Origin of the sequence: Clostridium oceanicum, assembly GCF_039521385.1 — a bacterium.
GTDB lineage: Bacteria > Bacillota > Clostridia > Clostridiales > Clostridiaceae > Clostridium_F > Clostridium_F oceanicum.
The window spans coordinates 593156-613891 of the sequence record NZ_BAAACG010000010.1; the positions used below are offsets into that span (position 1 = coordinate 593156).

General features: G+C 26.3%; 18 protein-coding genes. 3 read left to right on the plus strand and 15 right to left on the minus strand.

Features of this window, described 5'->3' with window-relative positions; translation table 11 throughout:
• Positions 1-246: 246 nt before the first annotated feature.
• From argF to ABDZ71_RS13160, 6 genes are all read right to left on the minus strand, one after another.
• Positions 247-1236: an ornithine carbamoyltransferase gene (argF, locus tag ABDZ71_RS13135; RefSeq protein ID WP_343762127.1), complete on the minus strand. Its 990-nt coding sequence runs from the start codon at positions 1234-1236 to the stop codon at positions 247-249.
• Positions 1237-1280: 44 nt separating this feature from the next.
• The gene (gene arcA, locus ABDZ71_RS13140; RefSeq protein WP_343762128.1) at positions 1281-2507 is read right to left on the minus strand and encodes an arginine deiminase; all 1227 of its coding nucleotides are present in this window, start codon (positions 2505-2507) and stop codon (positions 1281-1283) included.
• A 504-nt stretch (positions 2508-3011) separates the two neighbouring features.
• Positions 3012-4127, minus strand: a complete 1116-nt coding sequence (gene thrC, locus ABDZ71_RS13145; RefSeq protein WP_343762446.1) for a threonine synthase — start codon at positions 4125-4127, stop codon at positions 3012-3014.
• 38 nt (positions 4128-4165) lie between these two features.
• Positions 4166-4810 (minus strand): helix-turn-helix transcriptional regulator, encoded by a 645-nt coding sequence (locus ABDZ71_RS13150; RefSeq protein ID WP_343762129.1) that lies wholly within the window; start codon positions 4808-4810, stop codon positions 4166-4168.
• A 255-nt stretch (positions 4811-5065) separates the two neighbouring features.
• Positions 5066-5806, minus strand: a complete 741-nt coding sequence (locus ABDZ71_RS13155; protein ID WP_343762130.1) for an MEDS domain-containing protein — start codon at positions 5804-5806, stop codon at positions 5066-5068.
• Positions 5807-5983: 177 nt separating this feature from the next.
• Positions 5984-6163 (minus strand): hypothetical protein, encoded by a 180-nt coding sequence (locus ABDZ71_RS13160; protein WP_343762131.1) that lies wholly within the window; start codon positions 6161-6163, stop codon positions 5984-5986.
• 492 nt (positions 6164-6655) lie between these two features.
• Between ABDZ71_RS13160 and ABDZ71_RS13165 the strand changes: the two genes are divergently transcribed.
• The 3 genes from ABDZ71_RS13165 to ABDZ71_RS13175 all read left to right on the plus strand — a co-directional run bounded on the left by ABDZ71_RS13165 (position 6656) and on the right by ABDZ71_RS13175 (position 9345).
• Positions 6656-7846, plus strand: coding sequence for an aminotransferase-like domain-containing protein (locus ABDZ71_RS13165; RefSeq protein WP_343762132.1), 1191 nt, complete (start codon positions 6656-6658; stop codon positions 7844-7846).
• Positions 7847-7905: 59 nt separating this feature from the next.
• Complete coding sequence (locus tag ABDZ71_RS13170) at positions 7906-8067, plus strand: hypothetical protein (protein WP_343762134.1); 162 nt, start codon at positions 7906-7908, stop codon at positions 8065-8067.
• An 84-nt stretch (positions 8068-8151) separates the two neighbouring features.
• Positions 8152-9345 (plus strand): pyridoxal phosphate-dependent aminotransferase, encoded by a 1194-nt coding sequence (locus tag ABDZ71_RS13175; RefSeq protein WP_343762136.1) that lies wholly within the window; start codon positions 8152-8154, stop codon positions 9343-9345.
• Between the two features lie 43 nt (positions 9346-9388).
• Here the strand turns inward: ABDZ71_RS13175 and ABDZ71_RS13180 are convergent, their stop codons facing one another.
• From ABDZ71_RS13180 to ABDZ71_RS13220, 9 genes are all read right to left on the minus strand, one after another.
• Positions 9389-10255 carry a GNAT family N-acetyltransferase gene (locus ABDZ71_RS13180; RefSeq protein WP_343762137.1) on the minus strand — a complete coding sequence of 289 codons (867 nt, stop codon included), beginning with the start codon at positions 10253-10255 and terminating at the stop codon, positions 9389-9391.
• A gap of 87 nt (positions 10256-10342) precedes the next feature.
• Positions 10343-11398 (minus strand): CotS family spore coat protein, encoded by a 1056-nt coding sequence (locus ABDZ71_RS13185; RefSeq protein WP_343762139.1) that lies wholly within the window; start codon positions 11396-11398, stop codon positions 10343-10345.
• Positions 11399-11497: 99 nt separating this feature from the next.
• Positions 11498-13408: a bifunctional 4-hydroxy-3-methylbut-2-enyl diphosphate reductase/30S ribosomal protein S1 gene (locus ABDZ71_RS13190; RefSeq protein ID WP_343762141.1), complete on the minus strand. Its 1911-nt coding sequence runs from the start codon at positions 13406-13408 to the stop codon at positions 11498-11500.
• Positions 13409-13439: 31 nt separating this feature from the next.
• Complete coding sequence (gene cmk / locus ABDZ71_RS13195) at positions 13440-14090, minus strand: (d)CMP kinase (protein ID WP_343762143.1); 651 nt, start codon at positions 14088-14090, stop codon at positions 13440-13442.
• Positions 14091-14178: 88 nt separating this feature from the next.
• Positions 14179-15396, minus strand: a complete 1218-nt coding sequence (locus tag ABDZ71_RS13200) for a BaiN/RdsA family NAD(P)/FAD-dependent oxidoreductase (RefSeq protein ID WP_343762146.1) — start codon at positions 15394-15396, stop codon at positions 14179-14181.
• A gap of 250 nt (positions 15397-15646) precedes the next feature.
• Positions 15647-16912, minus strand: a complete 1266-nt coding sequence (locus ABDZ71_RS13205) for a Glu/Leu/Phe/Val family dehydrogenase (RefSeq protein WP_343762148.1) — start codon at positions 16910-16912, stop codon at positions 15647-15649.
• Between the two features lie 287 nt (positions 16913-17199).
• Positions 17200-18084, minus strand: coding sequence for a MurR/RpiR family transcriptional regulator (locus ABDZ71_RS13210; protein WP_343762150.1), 885 nt, complete (start codon positions 18082-18084; stop codon positions 17200-17202).
• Positions 18085-18384: 300 nt separating this feature from the next.
• A complete protein-coding gene (locus tag ABDZ71_RS13215) occupies positions 18385-19095 on the minus strand; it encodes a pseudouridine synthase (RefSeq protein WP_343762153.1) in 711 nt (236 codons plus the stop codon).
• A 209-nt stretch (positions 19096-19304) separates the two neighbouring features.
• The gene (locus tag ABDZ71_RS13220; RefSeq protein WP_343762155.1) at positions 19305-20597 is read right to left on the minus strand and encodes a lactate racemase domain-containing protein; all 1293 of its coding nucleotides are present in this window, start codon (positions 20595-20597) and stop codon (positions 19305-19307) included.
• Between the last annotated feature and the right edge of the window lie 139 nt (positions 20598-20736).

A 20736-nucleotide genomic window follows, 5' to 3' on the forward strand; every position in this document is an offset into this window, starting at 1 on the left:
TTTTTTATAGCATATAAGAGTATTAATCTTTTGATTTTTTAAATTAAATAAATATTAATCATACAATCTTTATAAACATTTAAAATATAAACTTATTCCTAATAAATCAGTATATTTCTACTTTTAGTACTACCTAACTATTCAGTTAATCCTATTGGAATAACTTATTTTAAATAAAACAGTATATTAAACTATTATTTTTTAGTCTAATATACTGCATAGTCATTTAAATATCTTATTTTATTACTATAGTGTTGCAACCATTACAGATTTTATTGTATGCATTCTATTTTCTGCTTCATCAAATACTACAGAATGTTTACTTCTAAACACTCCATCTGTAACTTCTCTTATATCAAGTCCCATTTCATCTTTTGCTTTTTTAGCCGCTCCAGTTTCAAAATCATGAAATGCTGGTAAACAATGCATAAAAATGCAATCTTCTGTTCCTATTTCTTTTAACATATCCATTGTTACTGTATAAGGTGCTAATAATTCTACTCTTTCTTTTAACTTATCTTCTTCTCCCATACCAGCCCAAACATCTGTATAAATAACATCTGCATTTTTGATTTCACTTGCCTCGCTACAAAATTCTATAGTAGCTCCGCTCTTTTTACAAGCTTCCAATAATCCTTCTTCTTTATCAATATCAGGATGTAACTCTTTAGGTCCAAAGCCTACAAAATTCATTCCCATTTTTGCACAACCATACATCCATGCATAAGCCATATTATTTCTTGTATCACCAACAAAAGCAATTTTTATATCTTTAAGTGGTTTTGAAATGTGTTCTTCTATTGTCATCATATCTGCAAGTATTTGTGTAGGATGATCAACATCAGTTAGTCCGTTCCATACTGGTACTCCTGCATGCTTCGCTAAATTTTCTACAACTGATTGCTCATAACCTCTATATTCAATCCCATCATAAAATCTACCTAAAACTTTTGCTGTATCTTCAAGAGATTCTTTCTTATTCATTTGTGAACTATTAGAATCTAAAAAAGTAACATGTGCACCTTCATCAAGAGCTGCAACTTCAAAAGCACATCTAGTTCTAGTTGATGATTTTTCAAATAAAAGAACAATATTTTTTCCTTTTAATGATTCATTTCTTATTCCTAGTCTTTTTTTAGATTTAAGATCATGAGCTAAATCAAGCATGTATCTTATCTCTTTTTGTGTAAAATCCATCAGTGTTAAAAAATTTCTTCCTCTTAAATTAATTGCCATTTTTCCATCCCCTTAATTATTATTTTATCTTTAGTATATAAAAATCAATCAATGTTATCTCTGTGAATTGGCATACTCATACATCTTGGGCCACCTCTACCTCTTGAAAGTTCAGAGCTTGGCATTGTAAGTACTTTTACTCCTCTTTTATCTAAAAGTTCATTTGTTACATAATTTCTATCATAAGTAATTACAGTACCAGGGGCAATTGCAAGAGTATTAGATCCATCATTCCATTGTTCACGAGGAGCTGCAAGTTCATCTCCTCCTCCACATCTTATAAGTTCAACAGAATCTAGTTTTAATTCTTTTTTAAGAACATTCTCTAAACTATCTGAAACATTATTAAATTTTAAATTAAATGATTTATCCATAACGATTTCATAAATGTTTAGAGGTCCCTCTATTTCAGGGTGAATTGTAAATTTATCATAATCTACCATAGTAAAAACCGTATCTAAGTGCATAAAAGCTCTACATTTAGGTATTTCAAACACAAGAACTTTTTCAAATGTGTTATCCCACTTTAATAGTTTTTCAGCTAACTTTTGAATAGCCTCTGGTGATGTTCTTTCACTACATCCTATACATACAACATTTTTTGAAAGAACTAAAATATCTCCACCTTCTATACTATTAGTATTTTCATACTCATACCAAAGTTTTGAACTATCATCTTTAAAATCCTTATTATATGAATATATATACTTAAGAAACAAAGATTCTCTTCTTCTTGCTCTTCTTGACATAACATTTATGCTTAATCCATTACCAATACATGCACCTGGATCTCTAGTAAAATACTCAGCTGGCGCTGGATCTACATAAAAAAGATTGTCATCTTGCATAATTTCAGCTAATGAAGATATCCCTTTATTACAAAGTTCTTTCTTTCTTATACCTGACATTATATTATTTATCATGCCTTTAGTATCTTTTTCCATCAAGTAATTTGAAAGGGTATTTTTTAAAGAAATATCTATTATTTTAGATTCTTTAAGATACTCATCAACGAACTGTTTTCTTATTTTTTCATTACTAATAGCTTTTTCTAATTCTTCAATTGCATATAAAACTTCTACCCCATTTTCTTTAAGTATATTAGCAAAATAATCATGTTCTTGCTGAGCAACTTTAACATAGGGAATATCATCAAATAATAACCTTTGCAAATTGTTAGGAATTAACCCTTCTAATTCTGGACCAGGCCTGTGTAAAAAAACTTTATTAAGTTTTCCTATTTCAGAAAAGACATTAATTTTAGAACACATGATTCTTCTCTCCTTTTCATTTTTAAATTTAAAATAAATCTAGATATTTGAAAGTTTAAATTATTCTTAATCTTGTTTATATAATATTAATATAGTTATGATTCGTCAAACACCGAATACTATTTTATGTCTGATAATTCAGATAGTTTTTTTGTGATATTTACCCTTAGTCATGAAATTTAATAATATTCGACATTTTATTACAAAATATATTTATTTAAATAATACACATAGTACTTTCAAAATTTAACAAAAATTAACTACAAATTCTATATATTATTATTTCACATAAAATGTTTATATATTAAATTCATTTAATTTTAATGATAAAAGCTTAATTATACTTTTTTAATTTAATTGACTTAATAAAAAGATCTCTAATTTTCTTAATAATAAAAAGCAACTATAGATTTATATCTATAATTGCTTCTTCATTTAGTACAAAATAATACTAATAATCTTTTTATTTTTAATTTATAGTAATTTTAATTAATAAAGCTAATACTAATCTTTTTTTAATCCTGCTCCACATAAAGGAATTATTATTTTACCTTTTATGGAACTTTTATTTTCATTGTAGTATTTGAAAAAACCTGCAAAAGTTGCAGCAGTAGTAGGTTCCACATAAAATCCTTTTTCAGCTAAATATTTTCTAGTTTCTTCTATTTTATTCTCTGGTGCTATAATAATTTCTCCATCTGTTTTTCTGACAGCTTCTAATATTTGCTTTCCTCTCATTGGATTTGCAATTGCTATTCCATCTGCTGAAGTTCCAGTGTTTATAACTTCATCTACAAAATCTTTTCCTTCTTTAAAAGCTTTATATATAGGAGCACACCCCTTAGCTTGAACTGCAATAATTTTAGGCATCTTCTCTATTAATTTTAAATCAAATAATTCTTTAAATCCATAATAGCACCCTAATAAAAGAGTACCATTACCTACTGGAATCACTACATTTTCAGGTATTTTTCCATTTAACTGTTCATATATTTCATAGGCATAAGTTTTTGTTCCCTGATAAAAAAATGGATTATAAACATGACTTGCATAAAATCCTTCTTTATTTTCTGCTGCCTTTAATGCAGCTTTTGCCGTATCTTCTCTAGTACCTTTAACTACATAAACTTTTGCACCATGGGAAGATATCTGTTTGATTTTTTTTAAAGAAGTTCCTTCTGGAACATAGATATCACAATCAATTCCTGCCCTACTTGCATAAGCTGCTATAGAATTTCCTGCATTACCACTACTATCTTGAATAACTTTTTTTATACCAAGTTCTTTAACTTTAGATATTAATACAGCGGCCCCTCTATCTTTAAAAGATAATGTAGGCATGGCATAATCAACCTTCACTAACAAATTAGGATTGTCTTTTTCAAGGGTAACTATTGGAGTTAATCCTTCACCCATAGTAATATCTTTCCACAAATTAAACTTTCTATCAAAAGGTAATGCTTTTAAATATCTAAATAAACTCCACTCATTTTTCAATATATCTTTTTTAGAAAATGTAAAATCAAACTTTTCAAGGTCTAACATACCTCCACAATCACATCTAAATACTAATGTTTTAGGATCATATATCTTACCACAATGGCTACATTTGTATTTCACCAATATAATATCCTCCTTTGATAAATAAATTTATATAATTAAATTTCTTCATTTTTTCTTATTTCATCTAAATAACTATAAACTGTTACCTTAGAAATATTTAGTTTATTGGCGATCTTTTCTATGGCTCCTTTTATTAAAAATATCCCTTTACTATCCATAAATTTTATTAATTCTATTTTATCTTTTCTTTTTAAATTATTTATATCTTGATTTCCTACAATTCTATCTACTAAATCATCAACTATTTCCATAACATGTTCAAAAGGTTCTATATCATCTTCTATACTTTCTTTTTCTACAATAAAAAAATCATCTAAAAAATCCTTCATATTTTTCATACACTCTAAATCATAATTTATGCATAAAGCCCCAATAACTTTATCTTTAGAATTTCTAATAAGTACCGTAGAAGACTTTATTTCTTTTCCCTCTTCTGTAACAGTCATATAATTTGCTGCACAATCTCCTTTAAAATTTTTTGATAACAAAACTTGTTTAACTAAATGATCAAATGCATCTCCAACTTTTCTTCCTGTAACATGGTTATTAATAGTATAAACTACAGAATTTTGAGGAATTGATAAATCATGAATTACAACTTCGCAATTTTTTCCAAAAGTTTTTGCAATTAAGTTTGCTATAGGGATATATCTTTTTAATTCTTCACCAATGCTTATCAAAAAATCACTCCTGTATACAATCTTATAATTAAAATCTATATTTATATAAAAAATTATATAAAATCAGTATTTTTAACTATATATACTTATAATTATATAAAAAATTATACAAAAGTCAATTTTTCATAATTTTTTCTAAGTATTTTTTTAAAATAATATTATATCTTAGTAAAGACACTTTTCCCTTCACTAAAAAATTATAAATAAAAAAAAGCCCTTTTAAGGCTAAATAATTTTCAAATATATTTGATAATATTAATTTATTTTTTCTAGATATGAATTCTTTAAAATATAAGAATGGGTGTGTAAAGATTTATTTATAACTTCTTTATTTATAAATTTTTCTTCATGCATATAATCATAGGCATCATATATGCATATTAAAGATACATTTGTATTATTTAGAGCTTTGCTTAGGTTAATTTCCCAATCTAAAAAATCTTTTTGTGAGGTAGTTTGAATAGCATAGGTAGGTTGACCAATCCATCTTATTCCATTATAATTTTTAACTTTGTTTTCTAAAGAAATTTCATTGATTTTCTTTTTTAATTCTTTTAAGTCACCAGATTTATTGCTTATAATTAACTCTTTTACTGGTCTAAATTTTATATGCTGAGCAGGAACATTGTTTGTAATAAGAAACTCTAGTAATTTACTATAAATACTTTCTTCCATAGAAATATAAACCATTTCATTATTTTTGATACCCTCTAATATATATGAATACATACTAGTAAAAAGATGCTCATTCCCATAATAATAAAAAGTTGAATGGGTTCCAAATATATTTTTTAATCCTAATTCTAAACTTGGTATAACTTTTAATTTGTTTTTACAAAAGACACATTTGTACACTAATTCATCTATTAGCTCACTTAGTCTAATTACTTCATCATCTAATAAATTTTGTTTTTTATCAATTATAAGATTATTTAGTTTTTCTTTATAACTTTCAATACTATAGTTCAAATCGCAATTATTACATGAAAAATTCATTATGCCACATCCTTACTTTATCACTTATTATATTTTTTCACTAGAATTGTATCATGTTTAAAGAGAAATATATGTATTAATTTGTCAAATGATAAAAATTAATTGATTATTCATAAAAATAAATAGAAGTAACAATAGCTTTTTCTATTGTTACTTCTATTTTATTACTTATTTATATTATAAATCATCTACATCTTGTTCTTCACCATATCTAACTGTTCCTTCTGAACTAAAGCTATCTTTAGGATCTTTTTCAATAAAGTATCCATCGTTAGGTTCTTTTGAAGGTTTAGCACAATTTGTACAAGAATGTGATTTAACACTTTTTAAATCTTTAATTTTTTTCATTTTGTCCATAACCTAAAATTACTCCCTTCTTAATGTACTAATCTTAGTATTCCCTATTAGTTTCAATTTATATAAATATAAAAAATACATAATATATATTAAACTAAATAAAATATTAATAAAAATAAAAACCTTACATATATATATATTATAAAATTTCATTTTACAATTTATAATATTTCTCTGATAAACTTATAACATTGTAATTTCCTATATTTAACATTCAAACTTATTATATTTTTCAAATATTTTTAATTTTAAATCAAAAGCGACTATTTTGCATATTAAGAAATAGTTAAATTATACTTTTTCTTTTAAAAATGAACACTTTTTCTCAATTTTCAACAAAATTATTGATAACGTTTTAACAAAATTTAAAAAATTTTTAAATTTTTAAATTTTTTTATAAAGAAAAGAAGGATATTCTATATATTTGTAGAATAGGTATATAGAGTAGATGAGAGTAGAGTATTAATTAAATGTTTATGGAGGGATTTTTAAATGAATGTACGTTTTTCAGAAAGAGCTCAAGGCTTAAAAGCTTCAGAAATAAGGGAATTACTTAAATTGACAGAAATGCCTGAAATAATTTCTTTCGCCGGTGGACTTCCAGCACCAGAATTATTCCCAGTTGAAGAAATGGAAGGAATCGTTCAAGAAGTTATGAGAGAGCAAGGAAGAGCAGCTCTTCAATATAGTTCAACAGAAGGATTCAAACCTTTAAGAGAAATCATTGCTAAAGAAAGAATGGCTCCAGCGGGTGTAAACGTTACCTGTGATGATGTTGCTGTAACTAGTGGTTCTCAACAAGGTATAGAATTTTCAGCTAAGATATTCTTAAATGAAGGAGATATAGTAGTTTGTGAAAGCCCTAGTTACTTAGGTGCCATAAACGCTTTTAAAGCATATAGACCTCAATTTGTTGAAATACCAATGGATGATCATGGAATGATAATTGAAGAATTAGAAAAAGCTTTAAAAGAACATGGAAATAAAGTTAAAATGATATATACTATTCCTGATTTCCAAAATCCAACTGGTAGAACTATGCCAGATGACAGAAGAAAGAGAGTTGCAGAACTTGCAGCTGAATACGAAATTCCTGTAATAGAAGATAATCCTTATGGAGATCTTATATATGAAGGTGAAAGACATCCTTCAATAAAAAGTTTTGATAAAGAAGGTTGGGTAATTTACCTTGGAACTTTCTCTAAAAACTTCTGCCCTGGTTTAAGACTTGGTTGGGTTTGCGCTTCTGAACAAATACTTGAAAAATATGTAGTTGTAAAACAAGGTGTTGATTTACAATGTAGTACTTTTGACCAAAGAGCAGCTGCATTATTTATGCAAAAATACGATTTAAATAAACACATTGAAAAAATAAAAGTTGTTTATAAAAAACGTAGAAACTTAATGTTAGATAGTATGACAAAATATTTCCCAGAAGGTGTTAAATTCACTCATCCAATTGGTGGATTATTCACTTGGGTTGAACTTAGAGAAGATTTAGATGCTAAAGAATTAATGAAAGATGCTTTAGCTGAAAACGTAGCTTACGTACCAGGCGGACCATTCTTCCCTAATGGAGGACATCACAATTATTTCAGATTAAACTACTCTTGCATGAGTGATGAAAAAATAGTTGAAGGTGTTAAAAGATTAGGAAAAGTTTTAGATAAGCATTATAAATAATTGATAATACATCTTTTTTCTCCTTTTAGGTTAAACTAACCTAAAAGGAGATGATTCATATGTATGATGCAAAAGAAATTGATGATAATGGATTTGAAGAATTAAATGAATTGAATTCTAATTGTTTATGTGATAGAAGTTACTATAATAAAATAGTAAATGATAATTCTATAGTAAAGTTAAAGTCGTCTTATATTCCTATTGAAAATATATTAGATTAAACCTTAGCTTTAAAATTACTATTCTTGCTTAAAATAAAATTTATTATAAACAAATGTTTATTATTATTATGGGGGGTAAAATAAATGAAAGTATCAACTAGAATATCAAATATGCAATTTTCACCGATAAGAAAGCTAGCACCTTATGCAAATGAATCTAAAAGTAAAGGTATTCATGTTTATCATCTAAACATAGGACAACCTGATATCAAAACTCCTGACTGTTTCTTAGATGGAGTAAATTCTTATAAAGAATCAGTTTTAAAATATACTGCTTCTCAAGGTATGGACTGTTTATTAGATAGTTTCATAAAATATTATAAGAGTTGGAATATAAACTTTGAAAAAGATGAATTACTAATAACTAATGGCGGAAGTGAAGCTATTCAATTTGCTTTAATGGCTACTTGTGATGTTGGGGACGAAGTTATAATTCCAGAACCATTTTACACTAACTATAACGGATTTTCAGAAGTAGCTGGAGTTAATGTTGTTTCTTTCTCTACTAAAGCAGAAGAAGGATTCCATCTACCTAAAAAAGAAGAAATAGTAAGCAAAATAACACCAAAAACTAAAGCATTATTAGTATCAAATCCTGGAAATCCTACAGGCGTTGTTTACACATACGAAGAAATGAGAATGCTTGCAGATATTGCTAAAGAAAATAACCTATTCTTAATTGCTGATGAAGTATATAGAGAATTTGTATATGATAATCTTAAATATACATCTGCTATGTATCTAGAAGATGTAAAAGATAGAGTTATTTTAATAGATAGTATATCTAAAAGATATAGCGCTTGTGGTGCTAGAATAGGATTAGTAGCTTCTAAAAACAAAGAATTAATACATGAAATACTAAAATTATGCCAATCTAGATTGTGTGTACCTACAGTAGAACAAATAGCTGCAGCTAATTTAATAAATACTCCAGAATCTTATTTTAAAGAAGTAAAAGCTGAATATGAAAACAGAAGAAACATATTATTTGAAGGTCTTGAAAATATACCTGGAGTTATATGTAAAAAACCTACTGGTGCATTTTATATAGTAGTAAAACTACCTGTAGACAATGCTGAGAAATTTGCTAAATGGATGCTACAAGACTTCAACTATGAAAACAAAACAGTTATGGTGGCTCCTGCTGAAGGATTTTATGCTACAGACGGATTAGGTAAAAATGAAATAAGAATTTCTTATTGTTTAAAAGATGAAGATTTAAAAGAAGCTATGAAAATATTAAAAATAGCAATTGAAAAATATAACAGTGTTAATTAAAACATTTAAAATAAAAATAAAACCTACATATAATTTGTAGGTTTTATTTTTTTAACTGCCAATTACAAGTTTCAACTACTCTTTTAAATCCTATTGATTCATATAAGTTTAAGGCCTTATAGTTATTAGAATCAACTTTAATCATTACCTTTTCATACCCTTTCTCTCTTGAAATCCTTAAAAGATAATATAAAAGATCTCTAGCATACCCTTTTCTTCTATACCCTTCTAATATTCCAAAATTAACGATTAAAGGATAATCTTTTTCTTTTATAATTTGACCATAGCCTATATATTTGTGGTTTTTTACTAATATTATAGATCCACCTTCTATATAATAATCTTGCTTTTCATCATAGTATATGTCATTTAAGTTTAATGGAACTCTGTTATTACTTTTAAATATTTCGTTTTGAAGATAACACCTTGCTTCTTCGTGCTTATTTAATTGTAATTTTTTAAATTCCAACTCCTTGTTATATTTAAAATCAATATCCTTATAGGATAAATTCAATTTTAATTCTATAGTTCCACTTTCTTTTCTAAATCCAATTTTTTTTAATATATTATAATTATAGTTATTACTTTCACATAAGTAATTTATAGTACTATTGTTATTTATAGAATTTATCAAATATTTATAGGCTAATTCTAAGTTTTTATCACCTATTATATTTAATGCATTTATGTCACATCTATCTTTATCTAAATTAGTCCAAATATACCCTATATAATTATTCTCATCTACAAGTAATCTAACTTTACTTTTAAGCATAAACTTTTGTATAAAATTAGCTTTATTATATAAATCAAAAAAATCTTTATTTAAAGAATTAAATTCATTTTTCCTTTTATTTAATTTTTTAAATAAATTAAAGTTAGTTTTATTTAATTTAACACACTTATACATAATAATCCTCTTAAAAACATTATTTTAATAAATATTACTAATATAGTATAAAACTAAATTTTTTTCTAGTCAATTCATATTGTTTAATTAATAATCTTTTAAGCATTCTAAGTAATCATTAAGAAATTTTTTTTCTAATTCATCATATTTTATTACTTTATTTAATTCATTTATATATTTGCTTTCTGACCATTTTTTATGTTTTATATATCTTCTTTTTCCTAATTTCCAAAATTTATATGGGAATATAATCAAAGATAGCATCATTTCCAAATCAATTTTTTCTAATTTTTCTACTGAATCATATGAATCTATTATTTTTTTTGCCTTATCAAAATCCCATTGAAAATTTTTTTTAGCCATTAATCTTCTTATATACTTACTTAAATCATTTACTTTCACATTAATACTTAAATTATTTAAATCGATTAAAAAATACTGACCATCTTTATTTATTATATTTTTATAATAAAATCCATCATGACATATGGTTTTATTCGATTCTAATTTTTTATATAACTTATAATATTCTGAATTATTAAGGTAAGTTAATGCCACCATACCTCTAGTATAAAAATTTTCTAAATGCTCCATATAGTTAATATCAAATTCATTTTGTACTTTTTTATTTTTAATAACTTTTTCAAATTTATTTAAATCATTAAGTCTTTTATTATATACCTTAGGTAATTTTTTAGAACGATTTTTTAATTTTAATTTAGACATATCTATTTTTTTAATGTGTAGATGAAAATCTGCTAAAAGTTTTGCACAATCCATAGCTTCTTCAATATCATTTAAATTGCACTCTTCTCCTTCTATCCATTCTGTGATATAAAAAGTCCATTTTTTATATTTCACATAACTATGGCCTTCTTTTGATGTATAATATATAGGAATATTATTAAACTCTGTATTTTTTAGTTCTTTTGATACTATTTGTCCATTTTTTATTTTATATTTATTATGTTTAACTCTTTTAAGGCATATCTCTCCTTTCTCTGTATTTATTTTATATACATTCCCAAATTTGGAGATATCTATAACATCAAATTTATACTTGTTTAATACTTTATTTAACATAGATTTTTCTTTTTTAGATATATAATTCTCGCTATAATCTACTACTCTTCTATCTCCCATATAAAATCCTCCCTTAAAGGCATATACTAAATTATATTAATAATAGTAAAGAGATTATTACAAAAAATAGAAAAGACCACAATAAACTGTGGCCTTTTTTTAAAATTGTTCTAAATCTTTAATACTAAGAGAAATCCTTCTTTCTTTTTCATTTACATTTAATATTTTAGCTTTCACATCTTCCCCTATATTTAATACCTCATGTACATTTTCAACCTTTTTATTACTAAGTTTAGATATATGAACTAGTCCATCTACTCCTGGCTCTAATTCTATAAAAGCCCCAAAATCCATAATACTTACTACTTTTCCTAAAACAATACTACCTTCTGGATATTTTTCTTCTACATTATTCCATGGATTTTCTTTAAGTTTTTTAAGACTTAAAGCTAACTTTTCTTTTTCTTTATCTACACTTAGTACATAAACTTTTATTTTATCTCCTATATTTAAAGCCTCACTAGGATGCTTTATTTTTTTCCATGATATTTCTGAAATATGTAAAAGTCCATCTATTCCATTTATATCTACAAAAGCTCCAAAACTAGTTAATCTTTTAACTTCTCCTTCTACTGTATCTCCTTCTTTTATTAAATCCCAAGCTTCAGCTTTTTTCTTATCTTGCTCTATTTTTAATAACGCTCTCCTAGATCCAACTATTTTTGTCTTATTTCTTTGTTTTATAAATTCTATTATATTTACTTCTACTTTCATACCTTCATATTTGCTTAAATCATCTACATGGAAAAGCTCTATATGAGATGCAGGTATAAATACTCTAACCCCTTTATGTGTAGCTACTAGTCCACCTTTTACACTTTCTTTTATAGTAACTTCTATAGTTTTTTTGTCCTCAAAAACTTCTTTTAATTCATTATAAGCTTTTTCTCTTTTAAGTTCTGTACGTGATAAAACTACATAACCATCTTCATTTTTAACTTTTATTACTTTAGCTGTTATTTCATCTCCTACATTATATATATCTTTAATATTTGAAGATTCTTCTTTTGTTTCTAATATTACTTCTGTTAAAGGTAGTACCCCTTCAGATTTATAATTTAAATCTATATAAGCTTCATTTTCATTTAAAGATATAACTGTTCCCTTTATGATTTTTCCTGTTCTTATATTATTATCATTTTTATTCATATAATCTAATATTTCATTATTTTCTTCATTTTTCATTTTTAATATAGCCTCCTTTATAATCCAATCTGGAGTAGATGCACCTGCTGTAACTCCTATTTTTATATCACCTTTATCAATTATATTACAAGGTATTTCAGATGCATTTTCTACGTGGAAAGTGTTATTACAATATTCTTTACATATTTCATATAATTTTGTAGTATTAGAACTATTTTTACCTCCAATAACTATCATTACATCTGAGTCTTCAGCAAGTTTTCTCGCCGCTTCTTGTCTTACAGATGTAGCATTACATATTGTATTAAATGCTATAACATCTTCAGTTTTCTTATGTACCGCTTTTAAAACTTTTTCCCAATTTTCTTGTTTTTCAGTAGTTTGACACAATACACAAGTTTTTCCTTTAAGATTTTCTAAATTTAATCCATCCTTTGATATAATTGCAGAATTATTACACCATCCATTTATTCCAATAACTTCTGGATGATTTTCGTCCCCTACTATAACTATACTATATCCTAATTTATAATACTTTCTAGCTTTATTTTGTATATTAGATACATGAGGACATGTATTATTTATTATATTAAATTCTTGATCTTTTAATGTGGTTATAGTATTTAATGGTACTCCATGAGATCTTATTATAATTGTATCTCCTTTTTTCAAAGTATGTACCTTTTCCATATCTATAGGACTTATTCCTTTATTTTTCAAAGAATTTACCACATCATTATTATGAATTAAAGGTCCTAAAGTATATATAACATCTTTATAATCTTTTTTGGTTTTCAAACTTTCTTCTACTGCTCTTTTTACGCCAAAACAAAACCCTGCCTTATCTGCTAAAGTTACACTCATATTAACAATCTCCTAACTAATAACATTATCTCTAATTACTTTTTATGTAACTGCAAATTGTATCTACCACTTCATCTATATTCAAATTAGAAGTATCTACTAAAATAGCATCCTCACTTTTTCTTAAAGGATTTACTTCTCTATTCTCATCTATATAATCTCTCTTATTTATTTCACTTAAAACATCATCATAGCTTATATTTATGCCTTTTTTATTTAATTCATCATATCTTCTTTGGGCTCTAACTTTAGCACTAGCTGTAACAAAAAACTTATAAGGTGCATTTTTAAGTACAACAGTACCTATATCTCTTCCATCCATTATAACCTTATATTTACTAGCTATATTTTGTTGAATAGATACTAAAAGTCTTCTTACTTCTTTTACAGATGCAAATTTAGAAACATTTTGGTTTATTATAGGCATTCTTATTTCTTCACTTATATCTTCACCATTAACTAAAATATTATCTCCTTCAAATTTAATATCTAAAGATAATATCATTTTCTTTAAACCTTCTATATCATCTTCACTTATATTATTTTTTAAAGCTTTTAATGTTACAGCTCTATACATAGATCCTGTATTTATGTACATAAGATTTAATTTCTCAGCTATAATCTTTGCTATAGTACTTTTGCCAGCACCTGCTGGACCATCTATTGCTACAGATATATTCATTTTTATCAGCCTTTCTATTCTCTTTTAATATATATTATTCTATAATTTACAAATAAAATCCTTTTGGAATATTTCTCATACTTTTATATTATTCTATACTCATTCCAGCTAAATATCCTGTAGATAGAGCTATTTGTATATTAAATCCACCAGTGAATCCATCAACATCTATTACTTCCCCTGCAAAATATAAATTATTAATTTTTTTAGATTTCATAGTTGAAGGATCTATTTCTAAAACATCTACTCCTCCAGATGTTACTATAGCTTCACTTAAAGGCCTTTTGCCTTTTATATTAAAAGTTAGATTTTGTAAAATATATCCGAGATGTTTTCTTTCTTTTTTTGTAATTGAATTAACCTTCTTATCAGGATTAATACCACTTAATTCTATTATCTTACCTATCAATTTCTTAGGTAAAAGGTCATTTAAAGAATTTTTAAAATCCTTATTACAATATTTTGAGAAATCCTTTTGTAATCTATTATCTAATTGTTCTTCTGTAAGTGCAGGTTTTAAATTTATAACTGCCTTAAAATTATCTTTATTAAGTAAACTACTAGCACTTAATACAATCGGTCCTGATATTCCAAAATGAGTAAAAAGCATTTCTCCTAATTTTTTATATACAGTTTTGTTTTTTTCATTAACTATATTTAACTCTATATTTTTAAGAGATAAGCCTTGAAGTTCTTTAATCCAATCTTCCTTCATTTCTAAGGGCACTAAAGAAGGTTTTATATCTTTTATAGTATGGCCTAGCTTTTTAGCAAAATTAAATCCTGCACCAGTAGAACCTGTTTGAGGATAGGATGCTCCTCCTGTACATAATACAAAATAATCTCCATTTATTTTAGTGTCATCTTCTAATTGTATACACTCTATATTTTTATCTTTGCTGTGAATTTTCTTTACTTTATTATTAAGTATAATTTTCACCTTTTGCTTTAATAGCTTACTTTTCATAGCAGCTATTATATCTGAAGATTTATTAGAGTTTGGAAAAACTCTATCTCCTCTTTCTACCTTTAATTTTACTCCTAAATTCTCGAAAAAATTTATAGTATCATCATTTGTAAAAGTATATAATGAGCTATATAAAAATTGCGGATTTGTAGGTATATAGTCAAAAAAATCACTTATATCTTTAGCATTAGTTACATTACAACGCCCTTTTCCTGTTATAAATAATTTTTTACCTAATTTTTCATTTCCATCTACTAATATTACTTGGTGTTTTTCCGAAGCTTTTATTGCAGCCATCATTCCTGCAGGGCCTCCACCAATTACTATAACTTTTGCCATAATCTCACCTCATAAAATTATATAATACTATTATTTTAAATTCAGTATTATACTATACTAACTATACTATAATATCATTACTTAGTTATATAATCTAGCAATGATATTATTAAGGATATGAAAATAAAGAATTTTTAAACTCTAAACACTCTATAGTATAAGTTAATATAAAAATTCCGAACTCTACATAGTAAAAAAGCGGGCTTGAATAAATTCAAACCCGACTTTTTATATAATCTTGAAACTTAGATTAATACCAACCTCTTGCTTTCATAGCACCTGCAACTTTTTTAATTGAGTGCATGTAAGCTGCTTCTCTCATTGTAACTTTGTATAATTCTTTTATGTCCCAAAGAGCGTTGAAAGCTTTAACCATAGCTTCTTCTTCTTTCTTTTCTACTTCTTCTTCTGACCAATAATATCCATATAAGTTTTGTACCCATTCGAAGTAAGAAACAGTAACACCACCAGCATTAGTTAATATGTCTGGAGTAACTGTTATTCCTTTTTCGTTTAAGATAGCATCTGCTTCTGGAGTTATAGGACCATTAGCAGCTTCACAAACTAATTTTGCATTGATTAATGGAGCATTTTCTTTAGTTACAGCATTTTCTAATGCAGCTGGAATTAATATATCTACGTTTAATCCCCAGAATTCTTCCATTGATATTTCTTTAGCACCTGGGAAACCTATTAAGCTTCTATTTTTTTGGAAATATTCTTCTAAATCTTTTCCGCAGAATCCATCTTCTTTATATACAGCATATGTTCCTTTTTCTTTGCACCATTCTGCAACTGCAACTACTGTTCCGCCTAATTTTTCACAGTTTAATATTGTATGAGAACCAACATTACCCATACCTTGAACTGCTAATTTAGCTTTCTTTAAGTCTATTCCAAGTTTTGCAGCAGCTTCTCTTGCTGTTACTGCAACACCATATCCTGTAGCTGCATTTCTTCCAAGTGAACCACCAAATTCTAATGGTTTACCAGTTATAACACCTATAGAACTACGTCCCATTAATTTATTATATTCATCAACCATCCAAGCCATTATTTTACCGTTAGTATTTACGTCTGGAGCTGGAACGTCAACTTTTTCTCCTATTAATTTATATATAGCATCGATATATCCTCTGCTTAATCTTTCAAGTTCTCCTTCTGATAAAGTTCTAGGATCTACTATGATTCCGCCTTTACCACCACCATATGGAATTCCTGTTACAGAACATTTAAATGTCATCCATATAGATAAAGCTCTTACTTCATCTAATGAAACATTTGGATGGAATCTAACTCCACCTTTAGTTGGTCCTACAGCGTCGTTATGTTGAGCTCTGTATCCTGTGAAAACCTTTACTGTACCATCGTCCATTTTTACTGGAATTGAAACTTCTAATACTTTTAAAGGTTGTTTTAACAATTCATAAACAGCAGGTTCCATACCTAATTTATCACAAGCTGTTTTTACTTGTTTTTGAGCATTTACAAATGGATTTAAATTTTCTTTTGTCATGATTACTACCTCCCAATAGTGAATCAATAAGGCAATAAGATTGCTTTATTAATTTAAATATTTTATATATATCTCTTTATATTATAAGTATTCTATACGTTTTCAAAAATTCCTTCCCAAAATTTTAAAAAAAATATAATTTTTTTTAAAATTTATTCTATTTTGAATGCAAACGTTTAAATATCAATGTTTCTAGGCTATAAAAATTTTTTTAAATATTTTATTATTAAGAAGGAAAAAGACCAGCATAAAAAGTCATGCTAGTCTTTTTCCTTCATTTTTTAACTTTAATAACTTTTTTCTTTACTTTCTCTATAAGAATACACTGCATATTCCTGCCAAATATCTTCCAAATTACTAAAAGTAGAAGATATTTTTTCTTTTTCTCTTAATCCAACAGATACTATCAATGCATTAATAACGCTAAGAGGTGCTACTAATGAATCTACAAATGATGCCATATTACTTTGGGCTATTAATGTATAATCTGCTTTTGAAGCTAAAGGTGAAAGTAAGCTATCTGTTATAGATACAACTTTTGCTCCTCTTTTTTGAGCAAAAGATAAAGCTTCAATAGTCCTAGCTGCATATCTTGGGAAACCTATACCTATAACTAAATCATCAGAACTCATATTTATCATCTGTTCAAAAATATCACTTATACCATAAGTTATTACATGAACATTATCTAATATTAAATTTAAATAAAATCCTAAAAATTCAGCTAAAGCAGTAGTACTTCTTAAACCTACTATGTATATCTTCTTTGCTTTAAAAATATTATTAACTACTGCTTCGAAAGTTTCATTATTTATTTTTTCAAGAGTAGCTCTTATATTTTCCATATCAGATTTTAGTACACCTTTTAAAGCAGTTTCTTCACTAACATAATCATTTGAAAGTTCTATTCTTTGAACTGTAGTAAGTTTATTTTTTATAAGTTCTTGTAATGATTTCTGTAATTTAGGATATCCAGCAAATCCAAGTTCGTTTGCAAATCTAACAACAGTAGATTCACTAACTCCTACACTTCCACCTAATTTAGCAGCAGTCATAAATGCCGCTTTATCATAATGCTTTAATATAAACTCCGCTATTAATTTTTGACCTTTACTTAATCTTGGAAATTTCACTTGGATTATACGCATTAAATCTAATTTGTTTTCTTTCATATCTATTTCAACCCTTTCTTACAGTTTATTTTTTTTATGAATTATATATTTCAGTTTACCATTTATTGAAAAAAGTTTCAATGCAAAATTCAATTGTTTGTTAATTGATTTATCATATATGTTAATACTTATACATATAAATGCATATTTTTTCCATTGTTTTTTTACTCAAATATTAATATTACTCTTATATGATAACAATTGTATTATTTTAGCAAACTTCTTTATGAATTATATAATATAAAAAAAATTATTTCTATGGTATTAAATTTAATTTTTCTTTCATCTAAACATATTTTATTATTTAAAATTTTTCAAATATTCAATTTCTGACTTTGTTAAATCTCTATATTTGCCTAAACTCAAGTTTCCTTTTTTAATTTTACCTATAGATATTCTATCTAACTCTAAAACATCATGACCTATAGCTTCGCACATTCTTCGTATTTGTCTATTTTTCCCTTCATGTATCTTTATTGTAACTTCCGTTGTATTTAAATTAACCTTGTCTACTATTATATCTGAAGGAGCTGTTATATATCCGCCTATATCAATTCCTGATTTAAATTTTTCAATATCTATTGAACTTATTTTACCTTTTACCTTTGCTTTATAAGCTTTTATTTTTTCCTCTCTTGGATGAATTATATTATTATATATTTCTCCATCATTAGTTAAAATTATAATTCCTGAAGTATCTTTATCTAATCTACCTATAGGGTAGACTCTCTCTTTAACATTAATTAAATCTAATATAGTTTTTCTATTTCTTTCATCTTTAACTGTAGATATATATCCTTTAGGTTTATTAAGCAATATATATACTTTATTGTTTTCTTTTTGAAGTAAGTTACCATCAAGTAAAATTTCATCTTCCTCATCTACTTTTACTCCAAGTTCTCCTACAATAGTTCCATTAACTTTAACTCTTTGATTAAGTATTATCTTTTCGCACTTTCTTCTTGATGCTACTCCACAAGAAGCCATATATTTTTGAAGTCTCTCTTTCATATATTCTCACCTTTTACTATTATTTAATTTACACAACTACTATTTTATAATTTTTATGATAAAATTTAAAGTGATTTATACTTATAATATACAAATATAATCCATAAATAAGCAAAAACTTCATATAAAATATAAAAATATATAATTTTACACAAATAAAAACAACTTTTCCTTATAAATAAAGAAAAGTTGCTTTTATTTAACCATATCTATTTAATAAGATTTGGTAATGTATTTGCAGCGTGAGGCATAACGTAAGTTTTTAAATTCTCACCTTTTTCTTTTCTAACCAAATTCAAAGCTTCATCAATAGTTTTAACTACTCTAACTTTTGTATTTTTCATTAAACTAGGATCTATATTACTTACTAAAATCATATTAAATCTTTCTGCTGTATCACAAGCTAGATAACTTGTATGTTTTGAAATAGTATATCTATCTCTAAGCTCTTTTTCTCTATCTAACATATTATTAAAATCAGTAAGAAGCTTTTTAACACCTTCATCTCCACCAAGGCCCTCACTACATTCACTAAGTATTATTATACTTCCTCCTTCTTTAACTGCTTCCCTTGTATTTGAAATAGTCTTAGAAGTTTGATAGAAATTTATATCTTTAGGATAACCACCAGCAGTAGCTATAGCTAAATCTGCTTTTTCTTCTATATCTACACCATCTATCATATCAACATATTTTCTACCAGCATCATGTGCTTTTAAATAATTCCCTGATACTGCAGCTGCAATATTACCATCTGATCCCATAACTACATTAAACATATATGTTGGTTTTACAAAGCTAGCAGCCTGTATCATATCATCATGAATAGGATTACAGTCTATATTTCCAGCCTTTACATAAGAATTTTCTCCATCGCCTAGCTTTCCCCAAAATGACAATGAATGATTATGAGTTATTGTTTCATATGAAGATATTCCTGGAAGTATTGATTTTTTTCCTCCTGAATATCCTACAAGAAAATGATATATTATAGCACCAGTTAATATAATATGATCACATTCTAAAGCTAATTTATTAACCCAAACTGGAGTGTTGTATGAGGTCATACCAGTGTAAACTAAATTTTCTTTATCTTTGCAATCATGGTCTATAACTTTGTATTTAGAATACAATTCTTCCCCTAAAAGTATTTTATGTTCTTCTTCAGTTTGTTTTCTATGAGTTCCTGTAGAACTTATAAACACTATATCTTTATCTTCTACTCCACCTTTTTTTATTTCTTCTACTACATAAGGTAAGTATTTGCTAATTTTTTGCCATGCACGAGTTATGTCTGATATCACTATGCAAACCTTTTCCCCCTTGTGTACAAGTTCCTTAAGTGGAGCACTACAAATAGGATTCTCTATAGCATCTTTAATAATTTCATCTTCATTTTTATCAGTTTTTAAAGCTTTATTATTTATAACACCTAAAACATTTTTTTCCGGTAATGAAAACTTAACTTTTCCTCTCCCATATTTTAATTCAAATTCTTTCATTTCTAAATTCCTCCCATCCAATATATATAGGTCCACTTATATTTTATCAATTATAAAAAAAATATACAAAGTTAGTTATCATATAAAAAACCACATATGCTTTACAATATAGTTTTTATACCATATTAACCTTGTATAT